We start from the raw sequence: 20582 nt of genomic DNA, 5'->3' as shown, positions 1-20582 counted from the left end.
CCGGAAAGTCCAGTCCCAGATGAAATTTTCAAAGAACGAGCCTGGAAATTTCGAGGCCGTTTTCCATCCCCCTCAGGGGATGGAAACTAACCTATAAGAGCTTTCAAAAGATACTATACGAGGAGGGCAGTATATGGCGAATTCCAATGAGATGAAGCTTCCTTTGAAAGCGATCTTGGACACGAGCGATGCGGCGATCGCCGATCTGAACCGGCAAATTGCGCAGCTTTCAAATCGGGTCGGCAAGCTGCAAGTGAAAGTTGAAGTAAGCCCGGAAGTAAAGACGATTCAGATAAGCGGCATATTGGAGGAATTTAAAAAGGCGTTCAGCGATCAAGGCAAGGAGATCGCGAAGGTGTTGCCGGGAACGATAGAGTTGAATACGCAAGCGGCACGCCTGCAAGAGGCTTACAAAAGGGCGGCGACGGCATCGACGATGTTCGGCGTAAGCCTGAACGGTTTGAAAACGGCCCTCATCGGCACCCGTCTGGCCGCGGCTGCTCTGGAAGCCACGGTGACGATGGGATTGTCGGTGGCGATTACTTTTGTTGCCGGCATCATCTCTTCCTTGATTGAAAACTATGAGGAGCAAAAGCGGCATCAGGAAGAATTGGACCGGCAAAACAGGCAGCTTGCAGAATCTTGGACAAATCATAAAGACAGCATTCTGGAACTTATCGACACTTACAATCAGCTAAACGGCGCTACAAATAACGGTTCGGTTTTTATCAGTCTTGAGCAGGAGGAAGCATATAAGGACACCGTTGAGCAATTATCCGTATTAATGCCGAATTTGATCGAGTCGGTTGACGATAAGGGGAATAAGCATCTCAAGAACGCAAACGCTATTCAAGACGAACTGGAACGCACGGAGAAGCTTGCCGAGGCGCAGGCCAGGATGAATATCGGGGAAGCTAAATTCGATTTCAACAGTCAGCTTAAAGAAATTGAATCTTTGGAGAAAAATCTTAAAGGCCTTGAAAAGAAAAAAAATAAAACGGCTGCCGATCATAATCAACTTATCGCAATGGCGGACGATGGCGTTAAAGGCGAATTAAGAGAACAATCGGCCGGCGTACTGGCAGAGATTGATCGCGACATGATTAACAAAAAATCCGAAATCGAAGCCGCAGTCGACTCTTTACGGTCCAAATTCGCTTTATTGACGAAAGATTATTTGGCCGTCAACGATATTCAAATCAACGATCAAACCGCAAAAGCTTTGCAGGACATTGCAAAAGGTTTGGATTTCTCCAACATGGACGGCGAAAAACTGAAAGCTACTTCGAAACAGTTGGCCGAACTGGTAGAGTTGATGAAACAGCCTACGTTATCCGATGAGGAAACAAAGCGTTACGATGAACTGATCGAAGTTATGAATTTGGCCGAATATAAGGTGAATGGGTTAAAAAGAGCGTTAAAATCGGACGACAACAAAAACAACGGGGCAAACCAAACGTTGAAAGAAACGTCAACCAATATTCAGTCATTGGTTAGCGCTTACGATCAACTGCAAAAAGGCGAAAGCCTTTCTAACGCCACTGTTCACGAATTAATCAAAAGCCATCCGAAATTGGCGGAATATATTAAACAGACGAACGATCTGACTTTTAAAAAGGGCGAGATTTTGGAGCAAGTAGCCAATGCGGAGAGGGAACAGCGGCTGGAAGAACAAAAAAATCAATTGAAATCTCTGGAGGACACATATGAGTACCTGGAGTCCAAAAGGAACATGTATGTCGATTATTACAACAAGTTAAACACGACAACCGTCTGGTCTTCTTTTTTGTTGACCAAGCCTCCCGAGTGGACCGAAGAGGATCAAAAAGCTTTCGAAGAGTACGAGAAGAAGAAAAAAGAACTTGAAGCGACGATCGCCATAGATTCCAAGCCGATCGAGTTTAAGCTGCCGGGCTCCGGTTCCGGCAAAAGCTCGCCCTCATCGGCGCCGTTTCAATCCAGTCTAAACTATAACAAGAATCAGGATGCCATCGACAAATTAAACCGTGCGCTGCAAGCGAACCGGGAGCAAATCGACCTTGCGGTCGCCGCCGGCCGGCCGTATGAGGAAATGTTGGAGCAACGCGTCAAGCTGTACAATCAACTGACGGTAGCGCTGAATCAGGACAAATCGAGTTTAGAGCAGGAACAATCGAATTTGCAAAAGCGGCTTGCCGCATGGGGATTGGTAGACGGCCAAGGGAATGTCGTGGGCGATGTGGACGCCAAACTAAATCAAATGGGCAAGAAGGGCGGCAAAGCTTACGGTTCTTCGATGGAAGAGATTCAAAAGGACGTTGCCCGGTACATCGCTCTTCCCGGAGAGATTAGCTCGCTTAATTCGCAAATCGTCCAATCGATTCAGGGGTTGGCCGACACCTTGGCTAGCGGCTTGGAGAAAATCAAAGCGGAAAGCGAACAGAAACGGTCGCGCTGGCAGCATAACATTTCCTTGCTGGGCGAGATCAATACCGAAGCGGAGAAAGTCGAGCTCCGAAACTATTCGGAACAAATACTCCGCGAACTGGTCCATTCACAGGGGATGATCAAACAGGAATTCGATCGTGCCAAAGCGATGGTCGAAAACAAAGACAAGCAATACAGTCCGGTTGAAATGAAGGCGGCGCAAATATATTTGCAAAGCGTGATCAAAGAGCAACAATCGAACAATGAAGAGATCGTCTCCGTCGCGCAGGAACTTGGCAAGCTGCAAGCGGAGGCCGTCATTTTCGGCTTTGACAAGCAATTGGAGGAGAAGAAGCACGAGTTGTCTTTGCTGGGCAATCTGGACACGGAAGAGGAAAAGGCGAAAGCCAAGGCAATTAACGATGAGATTGCCGATATTCTGCTCCGCGGCGAGGAAACCTTCCAAAGCGAGTTGACGAGATTGCGGCAAGAGGCGGCCCGGCAAACCGATTTGGCGGAGCAACACCGTATTCAAAGCCAGATCGAGACGATGGAGACATCGCAAAAATCGTATCAGCTTCAACTCGTCCAATCCGCCAGCGAAGAGAAGAAAATTCGTTCCGAAGCCGCAGACAAAATCATCGAAGCTTATAAGAAGATGTACGAGCAACAGCGGGATTGGGCGCTGCAAGCGGTCGAAGAGCAGCTCAAAGCCGAGAATCGACGGCATGACGAACGGATGAAACATCTCGACGCCGAGCAAAAGCAGTACGAGGATATTATTAACGCCCAATTGAAAGCCCTGAATCGACAGAGTGACGAGGAAGACTACCAGACTCATCTGAACAAATTAATCCGGGAACGCGATCAAATTGCCAATAAAATAAACGTGTTGTCCGCCGACAACTCCATTGAAGGCAAAGCGCGCAAAGCGGAATTGCAAAAGCAGCTCGACGAGAAAAACGAGGAAATCGAGAAGTTCAAGAAGGATCGGGAAAAGTCGCTGCGGATCGAAGGCCTGCAAGACGAGTTGGAAAAACATCGCAACATCGTGGGTAAAGAAAAGGACCTCGAAAACGATAAGCATCAATCTATCGTCGATAACCTTAACGCACAAAAAGAAGAGATTGATAAGCTTTACCGCAACCGTATCGAAAACGAGCAGAAATTCGCAAAAATACGCGAAACGATGTTGAATAACGATAAGTTGGCCACGCAAAATATGCTGCTTGAGGTTCAGGGCGATTACAATCGTTTTTTTGAAGAGATTACCCGTAACGCAGAGAAGATGGGGGAAAATGTAACGACGAACTTGCGGTCTTTATTGGAGAACGCGTTGAACGGCGCGAACGGTCGATCACCTTCCGTTTCCCGCGACCCTTCCGGCCCGTCAGGTCCATCCGAACGACCATCCGATTCGGGTTCCGGCGGCACCGGCAAGACCCCGAATCAGGGGAATAACGGGACCAAAAGCCAAATGCAGAGCGATTGGGAGCAATATTTGAACAATAAGAAGCAGGCCGAGAAGCTGTATGACGAACTTGCCGGCAGCGTAAGCAAATCCAGAGAAACCGAGATTAGAAAGCAGATTGAGACTCTCCGCATGAAAAACGACGAGTACCGAAGGAAGTATCCCGGGCTGTTTCCAGACAAGTCCTACGGCGAACTCGTCAGCCAGAAGCCGCCGTTCAGCGCGGAAACCGGCGGAATGACGCCCGAGTTTCGCGGAGGCAAGTTTCTGCTTGCGCATGAAAAAGAAATCATTCTTAACAAATCGGACACGGCCAATTTTCTTAAAGTGGTGGATTTAACAAGAAATCTCGTCCATTCGATCAAATCGTTCGATCCGGCGAAACTGTTGGCCGGTCTGGCCAACCCGGCTATAGCAGCGGCGCCTGCAAACAAAATCGATATTCATATCGGAAGTATTGCCGGCGACAGAAAGGGCGGCGAACAAGCCTTGCAAGCGATCGTCAAAGGATTGAAAGCGAAAGGGGTTCATCTATGAGTATACGGTCGAGCTTATATTTCAATTATGCCGGAATTCCGTCCGTCGATTTCGGCATCTTCAATGTGAATCTCAGTGCGGATATGCAGGAGGAACCGTTCGCAAGCGGGCGGTCCTTGCATGAAACGAAAATTAGAGGCCGAGACCGCCCATATTTCCAAGGAGTTGAGAAAGAACCTTTAAAAATCGGCGTTTCTTTCGCTTTCGAGGATACTTGGGATCGCCGGAAAATTCGTGAGGTATCCAGGTGGCTTACCGAACAACCATATTACCAGCCTCTTTATTTTACCGATGGAGACGATAGGCAACCGGAACGCATTTATTATGCTCTTGTTGTCGATGAGCCTTCGCTCGTTCATAACGGTTTGCGACAGGGCTATGTCAGGCTTACTTTTCGCTGTGACGGGCCGTATGCATATTCCCCGCAATCTTACTCGAGACGATATGATTGGCAAGAAACTGCAATTGAAATTGAAGAAAGCGATTTTTCGAAGGGGGAAAGAAAGTCGGTGACGCTCGATACGCATGGACGTCTCGTTTTGGATTCGATAGCGCCGAAATGGATCGACCTCCCCCAAGAAACAAAGTGGTCAGATATCGATCTGTAACGGAAAGGAGTAAGTTCATGTCCATAACTACAAAAAAGTTGCAATTGAAAGTTCCGGAATATACGGATGAAATCTATCAAACGCTTCAGGAATTGGGCAACAACTTCCATAAATTGGATGAAATTTCAAACGATTACGGCAGCTCCGCGCCAATTAGCGGTATATGGGACCACAATCATGTCATGTGGAATGCCAAGCCGGCCATCGGCGATTATGTAGGTTGGGTCAATACAAGAACAGGCCGGGCGGCCCCGGGATGGGAACCTCTCAAAACATACGAAAACGGAGCGTATGTAAGACCGCAACAGGACAACGGCCATGTGTACATTTGCGTTCAAGCCGGGCATTCCGGCGCAATGGAGCCCGTATTCCCTACATCGGAGGAACGGGAAGTACAGGATACGAGAGGAGCGACCGCATGGCAGCGATCCAAACGCTATGTGAAAAACGATATCGTATTTCCAACGGTCGATAACGGCCGTTTTTACGTGTGCATTACCGAAGGGGAGGCGGGCGGAACGGAACCCGATTGGCCTCTTCCAACAGGTACGAGCGTTTATGACGGAACCGTCGTATGGCTGTGTTACAAAATCGCAAGATGGAAAGAGGCAGGCATTTCCTCCCTATTTCGTCCGTTCGGAAAAATAGAATAGAGGTGTGTTGGATTATGGCTAATTGGCTTTCGCTTGCGAATTTATTGGGGACGTACGTTTCATCGCCCATTGATATTTCTTTGCGCGGCGGCGATAGCGCGTTAACGAGAATACATTGGAAAAGGACTGTTCCCGACGGCTGTAAATTAACGATCCAAACATCCGTGTCTACGGATCAAGGGAAGACATGGAGCGATTGGATGACTTGCGAGAACGACGGTTCCATACCGAATATCCGGATCGATACGCCTTTATACAGCGCGTTATTACGGTTCCGGGTTATTTTTCAATCCTACCATTATTCGGTATCGCCCGTTCTGGACGAAATATCGTTTACGCTCGAACCGGTCATCGTCTTTGACAATAAAGGCGACGTAAATTGCAAACCGGAGGTGTGGATCGAGAAAATAGGAAACGGAGACGTATCGATCGTCAATACGTCCGATGGGAACCGGGAATTTACTTTTACGGGGCTAGTAGATGAGGAAACGGTCTATGTCAATAACGAGCGCGAACATATTGAAACTTCCTTAACGGCCAAGTACCGTTACAGTCATTTTAACGACCAATATCTCGATTTTCCTCCGGGCGTCAATCTATTGCGCGTTCGCGGAAATGCAAAGATTCAGTTTCGGTACGAGTTTCAAACCATTCAATAAGGAAGGAGGAATAGCATGTTAGGCGATATCGACTATTTGAAAAAACCGTACGCCCCGCAATTATTTCTCGCCAAACCGAATCGGGAAATCATCGGCAAGTTGAGCGAAGCCTATGCGATTAAGCAATGGACCAAAGTCGAGTCGTTGAATGAGCTGACATTTCATCTTCCCTACGAAATCGACGTTCACCATAGGCTTATACGGAACAAAAATATCGATCTTATCAAAGAACGTTATTTCGTTAAAGTTGTGCTTGGATACAAAACGGAATGGTATATCATCAATCACATGGCCGATCATATGGAAAGCGATCACGATTATAAAGAAATCCGCGCCGTTCTATTGCCTTATGAATTAAGAGATAAATTGCTTCGCGAGTATACGGCGGATGCGAAAGGAGCACAGCATGTACTTAGCGAGATCATGACCGATACTCTCTGGAGGGTCGGCACGTTTGACCCCGATTTTGAATTGACAAAACGATCCTTCGATTTTGCCAACACATCCGTATTGGATGCGATCTATACCGTTGCGGAAAGTTACAACGCCGTTGTTCAATGGGATACCGGGAAAAGGGAAGTGAATTTGCTTAAGCCCGAATTTTTCGGCCTGAATCGAGGGTTGAAATTTTCTTACGGGAAGTATTTAAAGACGCTCGGCAAGGAATCCGATGCGGATGAGATGGTTACGCGGCTGCGGGCGGTCGGACACGACGGCTTAGGGATTCATCGCGTCAATCCGACAGGACAGGGGTATATCGAGAACTTCAGTTACTTTATGTATCCGTTTCGGCGCGACGCAGAGCAAAACACGATTCAATCAAGCCATTATATGAGCGACGGATTATGTCATGCCATCCTGGATTACGAAGAACGGGTCGAGTCCAAAAAAGATGCGTTCCGTCAATATTTGGCCGAAAAAGAAGAAATCGTGAAACGGTTAAGCGAACGCGAAGTAGAATTGGATCAATTGAAAAAAGAATATGCCGTCATTACGGATATCCGAACCTCGCAGCAATTTGCCAAGAGGATGTTCTTCGAACGGTTCGCTTACGATGGGGTTCCGATTGCCAGCACTTTCCGGTTACATTCCGACGTTCCATACGCCGTCATGATCAAAGTGAATTCAACGGCCAATCTCAATGTAGCATTGGACGGTTATGCCAAATACATAACGGCCGGCCGATGGACGGTCTTGGGCAAATTGAAACATGCGGATCAGACTGTTGTCAGCGTGTCCGGCTCGTCGACAGATAATGTCGTATTCCTGCAAATCGCTATGATTTCCAACGACGAGTATCTTGCGAGCGGCAATGACGACGACTTGGTGGAGAAGTACAATTTCGACCATAAAGAAGTGCAGATTGCAAACAAAAACAAGGAAATCGAAGCGATCAAAACGGAACTTCAACAGGTTGAAGAGCGAATTCAAGGGCTGCAAGACGAGTTTTCGAAGGAGAACAACTTCACCAAGGAACAAATCGAAGAGCTCAGCATGTTTATCATTGAAAGAGACTTTTCGGATGAGAACTACATTGACGATCAAGATCTGTACGAGGCGGCATTGGAAAAGTTCGACGAATTGAGAACTCCCCGCATGAACGTGAAAATCGATGTCGTCAACTTCCTAAGCATTTTGGAAGAGCAGGGCAATTGGGACAAGCTTGTTCTGGGCGATGAAGTCATTGTGGAGTACGAACGAATCGGCGTTAAAGCGAAAGCTAAAATTACGGAAATCGAATATGACTATGACGAGCGAAATATTCGATTAACGATCGCCAACGCGCAACAGATTGACGACGAAAGCAAAAAACTCCAGAAGTTTATATACGACAGCAAAAATACGAATACGACGGTCGACCTCAATAAAAACAAATGGGGCAAAGCCGTTATAGATACGGGCGAGATGCATGAACTGTTCGAAAACTTCTGGAACAAAGTTACGAATGAGATCAATATGGCGAGCAACGAATACGTTACGCTGGATCGGACGGGACTGACGATCATCGACCCGGACGATCGCTTGCGGTTTCTGCGAGCGACGCATGGCGCGTTGGCGCTGACCCGCAGCGGCGGACTTCGGTATGAAACCGCGATTACGCCGGACGGAATCATTGCCGAGCGTCTTATGGGCAAAGTGATTCTTGGCGAGCGGGTTGTGCTTTCCGATCCCGACGGAACCTGGGTTACCGACGGACCCTTGACGACGATTACCGACCGCTGTAACCGGGAAGTCATGAAAATCGGTTTGTATGACAAAGAACCCGACCGGTATGGAATGACGATAAACCGCTTTGAAACGGCAGATTGCGGCTCTGAATCGATCATCAATAAAATCGTTGTGGATCGGGACGACGGCTTTAAGATTGTCCGCAAAAAGGGCAACGACTGGGATCAAGTAGCTTGGCTGGATACGGAAGGCTATTTTAACGGGCGCGGGATTCGGATCGATTACATGGAAGGCGTGCTGAATAACGGCATTACGATCGATTCCGACAACGGAATCGTAATCACCAGGTCAGACGGCCAAGTCAGGACGGTATTGAACGCCACTTCGGGAATCAGCTTAGAGCGATGGGAGAATGGGTGGAAGAAGAAATTTTACGCCGACACCAGCGGCCAATTTTATGCGAACGATCTCATCGCCCGCCGATTGCGCATCGTGAACGATTTGGACGATGTACTGCTTGACGCGAGAACGGATTACTTGAATATCGGCCGCTTCGAGACGATCATTACGGACGGCAAATTAACGGCCGTTGAAAAGCTGACGCTGAAACATGAGTGGGAGACGATTCAAACGGAATATCGAAAACTGCTGGATCAAGCCGAAAGATATAAAACGGCGGACCGGGACGGCCATGCTAATCTGTTGATCAATATTCCGCCGTTTACGGCGGCGTTTCACGATCTTGAATCGTATGTCCAACCGCTGTTGGCCGATATGACGGTGACGACTCCGATCGATCGGGACGAATTCAAGCGCAAATTCCAAAATTACTTCGATCAGGCGCAGCGGATTATGAATGAAATTACCGATGCTTTGAAATGGAGTTCTCTTCAGCTTGGAGTCCCTTATAACAAAGTAACGATTGACGCGATCAACGGCATTTTGGTCGAACGCAGCGACAATAAGGTAAAGATGGGAATGAACGCAAAGGAAGGAATCTATATCGACACGCTGCTCGACGATAAATGGGAGCGCCGTTTTTATGTGGATACGGACGGAAGACTGCACGCCATAGATCTAAATGCCGAGAGACTGCTTCTCAAGGGCAGGAACGGAAAGTTGATGATCGACGCGAACGAGAACCGGATCGATTTCTCCGCCTTCGATATGATTGCCGGCAATATCGAAGCTAAAAATATTAAAGCGAGCTATATAGCGGCTAATGAAGGGATTATCTCCGACTTGACGGTGACGCGCTTAAAGACAAGAGACGCCGACGATATCTACGGCACAACGATCAATTATGTCGATATCGCCAACAACAGTGCCAAGTGGATTACCGGCTCGAAGAAGAGCTCCCTTATTCATGCGACGGACGATAAAGGGAATTTGCTCTATTATCTCCAAGGTTCGATGGACCTGATTACGACGGAATCGGAGACGAACGGAACGGCCAACCAACCGATTATGATCCCCGAGTACGATCGGAAAGTGAAGATGGAACTCTCCTTTGAAGGCTCTGGGAAGGACTCTTATCCGCGAATCAGAATGGGGGAAGGCGACGGGAGAAACACAGACCGTCAATCGGGAGTCGGTTATATCGAAAAGAAAAATACGACCTTCGATTTCATTTATTACACTAACAACAGCGGTAGAGAAATCAAAATGTCTTTAGCGGATAACGGCATTACGAATTATATCGACGGAAGTCCTTTTCGGGTTACGTCCACGGGCGTGGCCATTGAACATCATAACGGCACCAAGATGGAGATCAACGCGGAAGGAAACAACATCAAAATGCTGCATCAAAACGGCAGCAGGGTAGAACTCCAGAGCAACGGGGATATCGTCATTAGCGCCGTCGGCCAAGTGAAAATAAGCGGTTCGCAGGTTCATTTGAACTAAACGAATCAGCAACCATTTGGTGGACTTTCCCAAGGAAATTATGGTATATTTATCTTAAAGCTCATAAGGAATTTTATTTACTCATACACATCTTACTAGAATACGAGGAGGTGCGATATGAGTAAAAAAAGGAGAGTGAGAAAAATGGAGACCGTAACAGAATTAAAAAGACAGAAGATCTCAAACACTCTTGACAACAACACTATTTTAGATATGATCATAGATCCTGATAGAAGGAAAGCGGTAAAGAAATATCACGACAACTTAGAGGAGGATTACGGAATCAGCTTTGTTGACTCAATGAAAAGTAAAATGAAACTAAATCCAGAAGAATAGTTGAGGTATATAGTATGCCACATCCTATATTTCCAACTACACCTACCCCCATCAAAGTTGAAAACACAGATAAAGGGTGTGTCCATTGGTTTAATTTCAGCAATCTTAATATGACTGACGCCAGTACTATGGATTACGTACATCCATGTATCATAATAGGCAAATTTAGGCCAAAGCAAAATCGTGTCATTATTTCGCCGATAACGGGTGTTTCTAACAGGTTAGTAGAAAACGGAAAGCTTAAATACCCCTATCACGCTGCATTAACAGTTCAGGATAACTCGTTTTTGGAGAAGGACAGCGTTGTATTGCTGGATCAAGTCTTTACAATAGCAAAGTCTGATTTGTGTGAAGAATGGTTTATGGGAAAAGTCCGCAATACGCAATCGATTGATCAAGCAATTTTTTATAATTTTGATTTATTCGAATCCATTCATGAAGCGTTCAACGAACTTTTAATACAATATAAGGGAGAATATTCGAAGAGATTTAGCAGAAAATAGCTCCCTAGACTTTAAGCTACCTAACAGGTGGCTTTTTTTATTTCCATTTATTTAAAAGACGAAAGAAGGAGGTGCAACATGGCAGGTGTTGCTTATGACGGTTCGACGATTGCACAGTCTACGAAAAACGGATATGTAACTTATGATATTTATTCATGGGAACCAAGGTACTGCGCCAATAGGGATGAAGATGGAGATTGTACAGAATGGAGAGGAGGATATTGGTACTATAGTGGTTCTAGTAGTACGGGGGCTCATATAAGACAAACCACCATTCAATCATCTTCCAACGTTTTCGTTAATGGAAAATCAATAACTACAGTTGGAGATTCGATTTATATGAGTTGGGAAGCAAGTCCGCCCGTACCATCAAATAGTTCGTCAAGAGAATACAGAAATGTCAAACCCGGACATTCCGGTTCAACAACTGGAACCGTTTCTGTCGGAAACTCCAGCAATGTTTTTGCAAACGGGAAAAGCGTTGCCCAGATTGGATCTACGGTTACAACGGGGATTGGAACGTCTCCAACATTAACAACCGGCAGCAGCAATGTATTTATCGGTTAAGGAGGTGACTGAATGCCGGATTTACAGACTTATTTGCAGTACAACAATCCAAACATTGTCGTTTGGCGCGAAGGGAGCGCGAACGACCCGTATTTGCCGAGAGTTGATCCGCTGCCTGTGATCAATGGGATGATTACATTGCTTGAAATCCCATCCGAAACGCATAAGGTTCAAATTGCAGGTTTAACGGAAGTGGATCGCAACCTATTTCTTGAGAAGAAAACGTTGGAAGCCCACGAGTTTTTCGTCGACTATGCGAACGGAATCGTTATGTTCCAGCCGTCTCATGAGGGGAGAACTTATTCCTGCAGCTATCATGGGAGAGGGGTAATCCTTCTGGGAGCCTCGCGTGTATATGCCATGGTCAGCAGAAGTCCCGACGTCGTCAAAACGTTGCAAGAGATCATTGACGAGATGATGCGCCGATTGCAGGAGACAAACGAGGCGATTCAACATTTGGAACAGGTGATCAAGCAGGCCGCACAAGCGACAAATCAAGCGAATCAAGCGTCCGACAATGCGAACCAAGCCGCCGACGATGCGAAACTCGCAACGGAAAAAGCGTTATATGCTTACAACACGACGATTCTAGTTTTCAAGCCGCCCGTTGCAGATATGAAGGAATTGTTAAACGCCTATCCCTATCCTCAAGTTGGGTGGACCGTGCAAACATACAAAGACGGGATGAGATACCGCTTCGACGGCAAAGATTGGATTCCGATCGATATATTCGGGGAAAACATCCAACTGGTGAGCGAATTTAACGACGGATTAATGTCGATCGCCGAACATCTCAAGCTGAAAAGCATTCCTTTGGAAGTCAAGGATAGAGTAATTGTATTCCATCTTCCTTCCTATGTCGTCTATGGCGCACAAGACGTAATCGCGAAATTTCCGTTTGACGGAGAGATTATCGGAGTTGATGCCATTTGCGGCGATTACGGGCTGACCGAGACGGAAATCGCGCTTGAGAAATCGACGAATCTGGTCGATTGGTACAATGTTTTATCGCAAAATATTTATTTCAAGCCTTACGAGTATTTCGACGATAAGTCGGCTGCCGTCTCCCGAAGCAAAGTCAAGGCGGGGGATATGTTCCGACTCAATATTGTCAAACAAGGCGCCGAGATTCAAAATATTACATTGGAAGTCATTATTAAAATATAAAAAAGGAGTTCGATCAACATGGCAGAAGCAATCAGACCTTTAGTTACTTGGTATAACAGCACACATTCACAGGAGGTAGTCGGGCCTTATGATTTTGAGGTTGTAGACGCCGGAGACCTTAGTAAGATGGTTACTTTTAATATTTGGAATAATCGCAACGGATCGACCGATGTCGGCAAAATGACGGAATGCAGAATTTCTACACGCGACATGAAAGGAGGACTCGGCGATACGGTTGACAATATAGTAGAAGTTGTCAAGGACAACTGGTTTCATGCTCAGGTCGATTCGCTCGGGGAAACGGATATTTCGCTGCCGTCTTCGCGGATCGGGAAAGATTTTGAAAAGCCCGTGGGAACGACAGGCAGCACGACCAAGAACTATAAAGGCGAGGATTTGCATGAACCGCTTACTCCTGCTGCGCAGGAGGTGTTGGGAGTAAACAATAACGGCAATCCTCAAGACGCTGCCGGGAACTTTATTACCGTATCATTGCAGGCCGAAGTACCATTGAACGCTTCAAGCGGCCGGCAGGATTTTAAGATTCGACTGTATTACAAATACACGTAAAAAATAAATATAAAAAGAGACGAAGGCGAGATTACCGATCTCGCCTTTTTTCTTGTAACCAGCTCACAATACAATGGGGGATTTCTAGTATGATTTTTGACAATAAACATATGAACAGGTCGCCAATAAACGATCAGAGCTTTATTTGGATCGCAGAGTATTACGACAATACCTTTCTGAGCGAATATGATTTTCAAACAAAGAGAAAGAACGATTTTTACGCTATCGATAAAAATAGATTAACGAAGTTCGGTTTAATCGGTGAAGGTTCGCAGGTGTTCTTCGAAGTGGGGAACGGAATTTTTGATATTAACGGACATCGATTAATGCTGACCTATCAATCGGATCATAAGGAGTATCCTTTAACAGGAAGAGCGCTCGTATATAACGATATTATCACTTACAAATTGGCGGCATCGGACGCCAAACTGTTTATGAGGCATAACAACGGCCGTTTTACGGACACGGTTCTTGCCTACAACGTTGGATATAAGAAAAAAATGCGTTTGCTCGACGCTAACATAGATTATCAATGCATCTTGGCGATCCCATTCGACGATGCGGCATATTTGCAAATTAAAATAACATCCGACCAAAACATGGACGGGAAAATATTGATTAGAAGAAACGGCCTTATTGTTGATGAAATCCATGCTCCGTTGAAGGCGGGGCATTCGGGTCAGGTCAATTGGGTTATACGCTAAAGGAGGGATCTTGATGGCAGTACAGGAAATAGGAATTCCCTTGGATCCGTCCCGGGGTACATATCATAACATCGTCTACAAGGATGGCAAGCTTCAATTGGCCGAACGCGGAGTCGATGGCGAAGGCAGGGCTGTTTACGCCGATTTCGGATATTGGGAATCCGAAATCATTACGATCAAAGACAAGGTTAAGGCTTTTAAAAACATAGCCAAAACCGTTGAGGCTGTAGGCAATGCCTCGTATAAAATATACACGAAAACCTCGGAAGATCGCGTGAATTGGACTGACTACGTGGAAGCATCTCCCGATGATTCGATAAACAGTCTTCCGGCAAGTTTCGTGAAAGTGAAAATCGAAATCTACCCTGAGAAAATCGATGCAGATTTTTATGTTGACAAGTTCGAAGAGGGCGGGAGGTACGACAATGATTTTGTTAGCAGCGACCAGGGCGTTTTGAAGCTCAAACGGCAATATGACTATAACATGAACTTATTGCAAGGAAGTATTTTTACTACAACAGTACCGAATTCCAATTTTAAAAAAATAGATCGAATAAGAGTTTTCAATAGGGAGTGATCATCATGCCGATGCCGGCAACAACGGGGCAGTTAAGAGATAGAATTCAGGATATGAAAATCGGGGATTATATTGTTTTTCATTACAATCAAGCGACAAATACCGTTTCTACCGGTACGGGCGGGTTTGAGGAATGTCCGGTGACAGGTTCCCTCTATAGTGGGAATGGCAATCCCCCGAGTTCTTTTTGGTACATGATTAAAGTGGATAGAGGTCTATTAATTTCTGATCGTGTCTCATTGGTAAACATTAGTTGGGACACATTGAATTCTTGGAAGTGGATAGAAGGGAAAACTATTTCTGTAGATAGAAAAGAGGGACAGTATAGATCTTTATCCGGTGGAGTTGGACATGTTACTTTAGAGGGGAATATGTCTTTAGTTGATACTCAACTGGGTGGTTACCCGGTAAATAATGAATATGACACGTTCATTGTAAAAGGCAAGGTAAAGCCGAATGATGATAGTGTCTTTCATCACGTGAATGTTGGAACATTATGCCAAGAAACACCGGCAATCGGTGTGCAATACATTGGTTCTGACGGGAAACCGATAATTGCAATTAATACACATAGAGTTCGAAGAGGTTATGAAGGCAAAGGTGAAATGTTTAGAATATCACCTTCCAATTACTCTAATGTAAGCTATGGATTCCGACCAGTATTTGAATATAAGGAGGTTTAGCGGATGGTTAAGGTAAGGGAACAATTGACTCAGCCGGAAGCAGGATGGAAGAGGTATGATGATAGCAGTCCTTCTTTCAGATATGTAGGCTATACTGCCGTAAATGTACCTACAGAACCAGTTTATAATGGAACTTATCATGGAGCAGGCACTCGTTTCAAACATGAACTTAGTTTTGATTTTATTGGTACAAAGTTTAGGATAATTGCTTCTGTTTCAGATACTTATTTGGACGCAAGCATGGAAGTCTACATTGATAATCAATTAGTTGATGAATTTATTACTTATCAAAAAACGTATCAGTCACAAACATTAATTTTTGAGCAAGTTAATTTGCCATACAAGAGATATAAAGTAAAAATCAAACAGAAGACACCTTCGTCCAACAGTTTATCGTATGATTATCGTTTTGATGCTCTTGATATAGACGACTCAGGCCGCTTATTGCATCCTGAAGAAGTTACAGATATTGAAGATCTTGAAATAGGCAAGCGTATCCGGTGTCATTATCAAGCAAATTCCAATGCTATAGGAACCTTCAGTGGGTTAGGTAAAGAGACGTCTGATTTTATTTCCCCGATAAGTTCATCAACACCCAATGGAGATTTTTATTTCATTATGGTGGAAGATTCGAATCGAAAAAAGAAATTAATTGCTGATCGTAATATTCAACACTCAATTTCGTGGGATACGCTAAATAGTGCGGGAATTGCTAGCGGGAGCGGCATTAATATTTCGAAAACTGCTTTTGGAAACGATGGCAGTACGATGATTGCCATTACTGATCTAGGTTTAACTGTAACTGATACCGAAAATAATTCTGGAGGTTCTTACAGGTCTGTAAGAGCTACAAATGGAGTATCAAGAGGCAAATGGTACTATGAAGCCTATTGTTTAAGCACAGAAAATAATTTTGGAGGGTTTAGAGTTATAACTGGATTAATTGACAAAACATCAAATCTGACCTCTGGAAATGGCAGGAATGATGAAGAATTCATTGCTAGTGTAAATAAGGTATCTGCTATTAGTAGTGTTAGTGGTAATACTCTTCCAGATAACTCCACAACTGGCATTACAATAAGCGCTGGTGACACTGTAGGGGTTGCTTTCGACCTCGATCATGGGAGAATTTCATTCTATAAAAATGGAGCTTTGGCTGGAGTAAAAACAATTGAGACTAATGTAGAATGGTATCCTTTCAGTTCATCAAAATGGATAAGTAAAGCATCGTACAATTTTGGTTCACATCCTTTCAAGTTTTCCCCACCAGCAGGATTTTTACCTTATGCAGAGTCCGTGTTTCAAGGTAATAGTCTTTCTGTTTGTATTATGGCAGGAGGCATCTCATCGTCAGACACCGACAATGAATGGAGCAAGTATATTGTCAACTCTACATTAAATGGGACCATTACAGCAGGAGACAATAATATATGGAACTGGAATGGTATTGGATCATGGACATCTTCAACTCAAACAATTGCGACAAGAAGAGTAAGAAGGGGGTACGGAACGGTTTCGGGCTATTATGCTGATGGCGCTACGCTTTCGGAAACGTCGAATACATCTAATCAAAACGGATTTCGTCCAGAATTAATAATTGAAAATCATAATTTATTTAAGACATTTATCAAACTTAACGATTCATATTACATTTGGACAAATAATGAATGGAGTAGTGTATCGCCAACATTGCCCACAAAAGAAGCTTTTAAAAGTATGGGAATGAATGATCTATCAATCCTAGACAGGAAATCAACTTTCTTTAAAAAAGTTATGAGAGAAGATGGCACGATTGATAATGGTAAATTGTTTAAATCGACAATTGATTTAAAAAAATATATTGAGATAAAGAGTATTAATGTGAAGTAGCAGAGAATGATCTGTTACTTTTTTTATTTAATTGGACCATAGTCACTGAAATGAGGAAGGTGAAATGATGGGAATTTATAATCCTGCATATACGCAATATATTATGGATAAATATGGTGTTGCTTGGTTTAAGATGGACGAATTAAATGGAAATCTTATTGACAGTAAAGGTTCTTCTAGTGGGGTGATATATGAGGCAAATAAAGTAAGTGGATGGAACAATGAAGGGAGAGCCTTGAATTTTGATGGACAAAGAAGTTACGTACAGTTTAATCAGAAAGTTATTCCTACTGGTCCCGTTTCTATAAGATTTAAAATGAAAATGTTATCAAAACCAATAAATAATAATCAGGAATTGATTACAAATGCCTATAGCATGACGAATGACTATGGGATAAGGAGTTGGATTGACACAAGTGGAGAACTAGCTTTTTTTTATTGTATAAAGGTAGCAAATTCAAATGGAATGATTATAACAACTCCATATCCTTTTGGAGATCAATGGCACGATATCTTATTTACATGGGATGGCACTACAAGGCTCAACGGGGTCAAGTTATATTTAGATGATATGATTAATCCAAAATCGGTAAAAACCGCTACTGTGGATAATATGTACAATGGAACCTATAATTTAACTCTAGGAAGACTTCCCGACAGAGCAGAGCGGTTTTTTAATGGTCAATTAGATGAATTAGAAATATATAACGAAGTAATTAATCCAATTGCTCGCAAAATCTTATTATCTAGTAGTGAACGGCAAGGTAAAAAAATATTAGAATCAGGGAAGACACTTACTAATATAGAACAACCCGATGAAAATGACTTTATAAAATATGGAATGGATACCTTACTTCAAATTCCTCATACCCTTACAGAAATTAAAGATATTAAAAAAACATTTACCCAATTGGGGACAGGAAAGACCTTCGAACATACAATAGATTTCAAGAAATATAAAAACAAAAAAATAAAAAATTTTTAAAATAGGATATGAAAGGGAGAGAGAAAATTGCCTTTAGTTACATGGGATACAATTAATAAAGGGAGTAGTGTTGTTTTAACTAATGGGAATTTGACGGCAACAGTACCACATCGGCAATTGGCGAGAGCTTCCTTGGGGAGGGTTTCAGGCAAATGGTATTTTGAAATTTCCGTAATTGCCTCTGGAGAAATTTTTGTTGGCATTGTAGATGAAACTGCACCGATAGTAAATAGTTTAGTAAGTGGTACTAATTACCTGAGATTTTACTATGCATTCAATGGAAATAAATACCCCGAATCAACAAGTTTTGGGTCAAGTTATACAAAAGACGATATTGTTAGCGTACTCTTAGATTTGGACAATGGAAAATTAGAGTTTTGGAAAAACGGCGAAAGTCAGGGTGTGTCTCATTCTAATGTTAAAAATATGTCAGGATATGTATTTCCTGCATTAAACTTTGGTTCCCCATCTGGTAATGCGATTGCCACTGCTAACTTTGGAGCAACCTCTTTTCATTATGAAATTCCAAAAGGTTATTTTTCATATGATGGAAGTCAATATAGTGGTGAATATAAATTATTAATTTTATCAGATAAGGGGTACCATTCATTCAATCAAAATGATTTGCTAACAGTAACAACCTCTGAACCAACAGAGCAGGATTTCTTGAACTATGGAATGAACAAATCATCAGTTATTGATTTAAATTTGGAAATTAATCAGCGAAGTTTTGTTCAAAATAAATCGGATGTTTTTGGTCCAGGGAAAGTATTCAAACAAACAATTGACATATCTAAAATACCAATTAATAAAGTATTTATTAAATAATTTATTTATGTTTAGAGGAGAGATGATGTATGCCAATCATGAAAGGAAATGCAATCCCTCGAATGACAAGCAACAACTCACCAAGCGGAAAGGTCTTGGCTAGTGGTACGAGAGGTGATCAATGGGAACCATTTTCATCATTTGATAGAAATGGAAATTCTTATTGGGAAGTGGAGGGTACTAAACATTGGATTTCTTATGAATTTCCTACTCCAAAATATATATATAAATATAGTATAACAGCATGCAAATATGAAAAAGAAGCACCAAAAGACTGGACATTTGAAGGGAGTATTGATGGATTAAAATGGGAAATATTAGACTCCGTAAAAAACTCCGTTAATTGGATTAAAGGGGAGAGACGTGAATTTGAGGTTTCTACACTTAGCCCCAATAAAATATATAGAGTTAACATAGCATCCGCTAATAGTAGTTCATATATTGGGATTGCCGAAATCGAGATGATGGAAGTCATTTATGAAAAAAAAACTTTGATTTTACATGACTCTATTTATAAATATTATACCAAAGAGAAATGGGTTAGTTTGGGAAGTAGTGTCACAGAACAAGCTTATTTAACTTACGGAATGGATAATGCTTTGATCGGTTTAATTCCCGAAAATGCTTGGTCTCTATTAAGGGGTGAAATTGAAATATGTCATTTTTGTGAGGATAACAATATTGAGAAAACAGTATTCACCATCGAAACCGAACCCTTCACCCTGGCCGAAGAGTTCAAAAACAAAGAGATCAAAATCATCGAATACACAGATGATCCTAATCAAACGGAGTCCGTGATTTCCATCGAAACGGAGCCGTTTACTTTTTATGACGAGTTTGGCGATAGCGTTGACGTACTGTATTACACGGACGACCTGTCGAAAGAATCTGCCGAATTGGAGATCCAAGCGAATTACAGCCCGCTGGACGAAATCGAAGGCAATTTCGATATCGTCACCTGGACCGACAACGACCAAGAAGACATCGAAATGATTGCATCGGTTAACGCACTGCCGATCGGGCAGCTTGTGCTTAATCAAGAAAATATTCTGTATTACGGCGATATCCAATCGTTCGTGGCGGAACAGGTTCCAACGACATACCGACAGGGAATAGTCAGGTATGTCGTTTCTTTTGACGGGGGAAGTACTTGGCAAACATTCAGGAAACGAGACGGATGGTGTTATTGCTAACGCATAATGTCCGGAGATTGATGGTGTAAGTTATCCTGCTATTGACGGTTAATCTGACCGCATCTGGATATACGAGAGGGGGAATTATGATAATTCTCCCTGAATGACGCGTTTAACCATATGATCATCGATGATGCGGTGTTTGTTCTGGGCCCCATAGATTAAACAATGGGTGCATACTTTGTTGATTAG

At 43.4% G+C, this 20582-nt stretch carries 17 protein-coding genes and 1 pseudogene; 17 read left to right on the top strand and 1 reads right to left on the bottom strand.

Annotated features, from left to right (window positions below):
- Window positions 1-133 precede the first annotated feature (133 nt).
- The 17 genes from LQ229_RS25485 (at window position 134) to LQ229_RS25405 (ending at window position 20390) form a co-directional block, all read left to right on the top strand.
- A complete protein-coding gene (locus tag LQ229_RS25485; protein WP_230193272.1) occupies window positions 134-4414 on the top strand; it encodes a hypothetical protein in 4281 nt (1426 codons plus the stop codon).
- A complete protein-coding gene (locus LQ229_RS25480; RefSeq protein WP_356712062.1) occupies window positions 4411-5022 on the top strand; it encodes a phage tail domain-containing protein in 612 nt (203 codons plus the stop codon). Before LQ229_RS25485 ends, LQ229_RS25480 begins: the two co-directional genes overlap by 4 nt.
- Window positions 5023-5039: 17 nt before the next feature.
- A complete protein-coding gene (locus LQ229_RS25475) occupies window positions 5040-5675 on the top strand; it encodes a hypothetical protein (protein WP_230193270.1) in 636 nt (211 codons plus the stop codon).
- Window positions 5676-5689: 14 nt separating this feature from the next.
- Complete coding sequence (locus tag LQ229_RS25470) at window positions 5690-6334, top strand: phage tail family protein (protein WP_230193269.1); 645 nt, start codon at window positions 5690-5692, stop codon at window positions 6332-6334.
- Between the two features lie 15 nt (window positions 6335-6349).
- Window positions 6350-10408, top strand: a complete 4059-nt coding sequence (locus tag LQ229_RS25465; protein ID WP_230193268.1) for a phage tail protein — start codon at window positions 6350-6352, stop codon at window positions 10406-10408.
- A 117-nt stretch (window positions 10409-10525) separates the two neighbouring features.
- Entirely contained in the window at window positions 10526-10744 is a 219-nt protein-coding gene (locus tag LQ229_RS25460) for a hypothetical protein (protein ID WP_230193267.1), read from the top strand.
- A 14-nt stretch (window positions 10745-10758) separates the two neighbouring features.
- Window positions 10759-11247: a type II toxin-antitoxin system PemK/MazF family toxin gene (locus LQ229_RS25455; protein ID WP_230193266.1), complete on the top strand. Its 489-nt coding sequence runs from the start codon at window positions 10759-10761 to the stop codon at window positions 11245-11247.
- A 78-nt stretch (window positions 11248-11325) separates the two neighbouring features.
- Window positions 11326-11814 carry a hypothetical protein gene (locus LQ229_RS25450; protein WP_230193265.1) on the top strand — a complete coding sequence of 163 codons (489 nt, stop codon included), beginning with the start codon at window positions 11326-11328 and terminating at the stop codon, window positions 11812-11814.
- A gap of 12 nt (window positions 11815-11826) precedes the next feature.
- The gene (locus tag LQ229_RS25445) at window positions 11827-12981 is read left to right on the top strand and encodes a hypothetical protein (RefSeq protein ID WP_230193264.1); all 1155 of its coding nucleotides are present in this window, start codon (window positions 11827-11829) and stop codon (window positions 12979-12981) included.
- An 18-nt stretch (window positions 12982-12999) separates the two neighbouring features.
- Window positions 13000-13551, top strand: coding sequence for a hypothetical protein (locus tag LQ229_RS25440; protein ID WP_230193263.1), 552 nt, complete (start codon window positions 13000-13002; stop codon window positions 13549-13551).
- A 110-nt stretch (window positions 13552-13661) separates the two neighbouring features.
- Complete coding sequence (locus tag LQ229_RS25435; protein ID WP_230193262.1) at window positions 13662-14255, top strand: hypothetical protein; 594 nt, start codon at window positions 13662-13664, stop codon at window positions 14253-14255.
- A 13-nt stretch (window positions 14256-14268) separates the two neighbouring features.
- The gene (locus tag LQ229_RS25430) at window positions 14269-14832 is read left to right on the top strand and encodes a hypothetical protein (protein WP_230193261.1); all 564 of its coding nucleotides are present in this window, start codon (window positions 14269-14271) and stop codon (window positions 14830-14832) included.
- Window positions 14833-14837: 5 nt separating this feature from the next.
- Window positions 14838-15515, top strand: a complete 678-nt coding sequence (locus LQ229_RS25425) for a hypothetical protein (RefSeq protein WP_230193260.1) — start codon at window positions 14838-14840, stop codon at window positions 15513-15515.
- Between the two features lie 3 nt (window positions 15516-15518).
- Window positions 15519-17384: an SPRY domain-containing protein gene (locus LQ229_RS25420; RefSeq protein WP_230193259.1), complete on the top strand. Its 1866-nt coding sequence runs from the start codon at window positions 15519-15521 to the stop codon at window positions 17382-17384.
- A 64-nt stretch (window positions 17385-17448) separates the two neighbouring features.
- Window positions 17449-18369, top strand: coding sequence for a LamG domain-containing protein (locus LQ229_RS25415; RefSeq protein WP_230193258.1), 921 nt, complete (start codon window positions 17449-17451; stop codon window positions 18367-18369).
- A 27-nt stretch (window positions 18370-18396) separates the two neighbouring features.
- Window positions 18397-19197: an SPRY domain-containing protein gene (locus tag LQ229_RS25410; RefSeq protein ID WP_230193257.1), complete on the top strand. Its 801-nt coding sequence runs from the start codon at window positions 18397-18399 to the stop codon at window positions 19195-19197.
- A gap of 29 nt (window positions 19198-19226) precedes the next feature.
- On the top strand, window positions 19227-20390 hold the full coding sequence (locus LQ229_RS25405; protein WP_230193256.1) for a discoidin domain-containing protein: 1164 nt from the start codon (window positions 19227-19229) through the stop codon (window positions 20388-20390).
- An 84-nt stretch (window positions 20391-20474) separates the two neighbouring features.
- Here LQ229_RS25405 and LQ229_RS27395 read toward each other — a convergent pair.
- Window positions 20475-20582: pseudogene (locus LQ229_RS27395) on the bottom strand (AAA family ATPase); the annotation flags it as partial.

This window comes from Paenibacillus sp. CECT 9249, from assembly GCF_918697855.1.
In the GTDB taxonomy this organism is placed as follows: domain Bacteria; phylum Bacillota; class Bacilli; order Paenibacillales; family Paenibacillaceae; genus MSJ-34.
This window is presented reverse-complemented; position numbering and strand designations above follow the sequence as displayed.

What these genes read in the sequence shown, in the direction of transcription:
- LQ229_RS25485 (WP_230193272.1), top strand. Translation starts at nt 134, where the DNA reads ATGGCGAATTCCAATGAGATGAAGCTTCCTTTGAAAGCGATCTTGGAC.
- LQ229_RS25480 (WP_356712062.1), top strand. Translation starts at nt 4,411, where the DNA reads ATGAGTATACGGTCGAGCTTATATTTCAATTATGCCGGAATTCCGTCC.
- LQ229_RS25475 (WP_230193270.1), top strand. Translation starts at nt 5,040, where the DNA reads ATGTCCATAACTACAAAAAAGTTGCAATTGAAAGTTCCGGAATATACG.
- LQ229_RS25470 (WP_230193269.1), top strand. Translation starts at nt 5,690, where the DNA reads ATGGCTAATTGGCTTTCGCTTGCGAATTTATTGGGGACGTACGTTTCA.
- LQ229_RS25465 (WP_230193268.1), top strand. Translation starts at nt 6,350, where the DNA reads ATGTTAGGCGATATCGACTATTTGAAAAAACCGTACGCCCCGCAATTA.
- LQ229_RS25460 (WP_230193267.1), top strand. Translation starts at nt 10,526, where the DNA reads ATGAGTAAAAAAAGGAGAGTGAGAAAAATGGAGACCGTAACAGAATTA.
- LQ229_RS25455 (WP_230193266.1), top strand. Translation starts at nt 10,759, where the DNA reads ATGCCACATCCTATATTTCCAACTACACCTACCCCCATCAAAGTTGAA.
- LQ229_RS25450 (WP_230193265.1), top strand. Translation starts at nt 11,326, where the DNA reads ATGGCAGGTGTTGCTTATGACGGTTCGACGATTGCACAGTCTACGAAA.
- LQ229_RS25445 (WP_230193264.1), top strand. Translation starts at nt 11,827, where the DNA reads ATGCCGGATTTACAGACTTATTTGCAGTACAACAATCCAAACATTGTC.
- LQ229_RS25440 (WP_230193263.1), top strand. Translation starts at nt 13,000, where the DNA reads ATGGCAGAAGCAATCAGACCTTTAGTTACTTGGTATAACAGCACACAT.
- LQ229_RS25435 (WP_230193262.1), top strand. Translation starts at nt 13,662, where the DNA reads ATGAACAGGTCGCCAATAAACGATCAGAGCTTTATTTGGATCGCAGAG.
- LQ229_RS25430 (WP_230193261.1), top strand. Translation starts at nt 14,269, where the DNA reads ATGGCAGTACAGGAAATAGGAATTCCCTTGGATCCGTCCCGGGGTACA.
- LQ229_RS25425 (WP_230193260.1), top strand. Translation starts at nt 14,838, where the DNA reads ATGCCGATGCCGGCAACAACGGGGCAGTTAAGAGATAGAATTCAGGAT.
- LQ229_RS25420 (WP_230193259.1), top strand. Translation starts at nt 15,519, where the DNA reads ATGGTTAAGGTAAGGGAACAATTGACTCAGCCGGAAGCAGGATGGAAG.
- LQ229_RS25415 (WP_230193258.1), top strand. Translation starts at nt 17,449, where the DNA reads ATGATGGGAATTTATAATCCTGCATATACGCAATATATTATGGATAAA.
- LQ229_RS25405 (WP_230193256.1), top strand. Translation starts at nt 19,227, where the DNA reads ATGCCAATCATGAAAGGAAATGCAATCCCTCGAATGACAAGCAACAAC.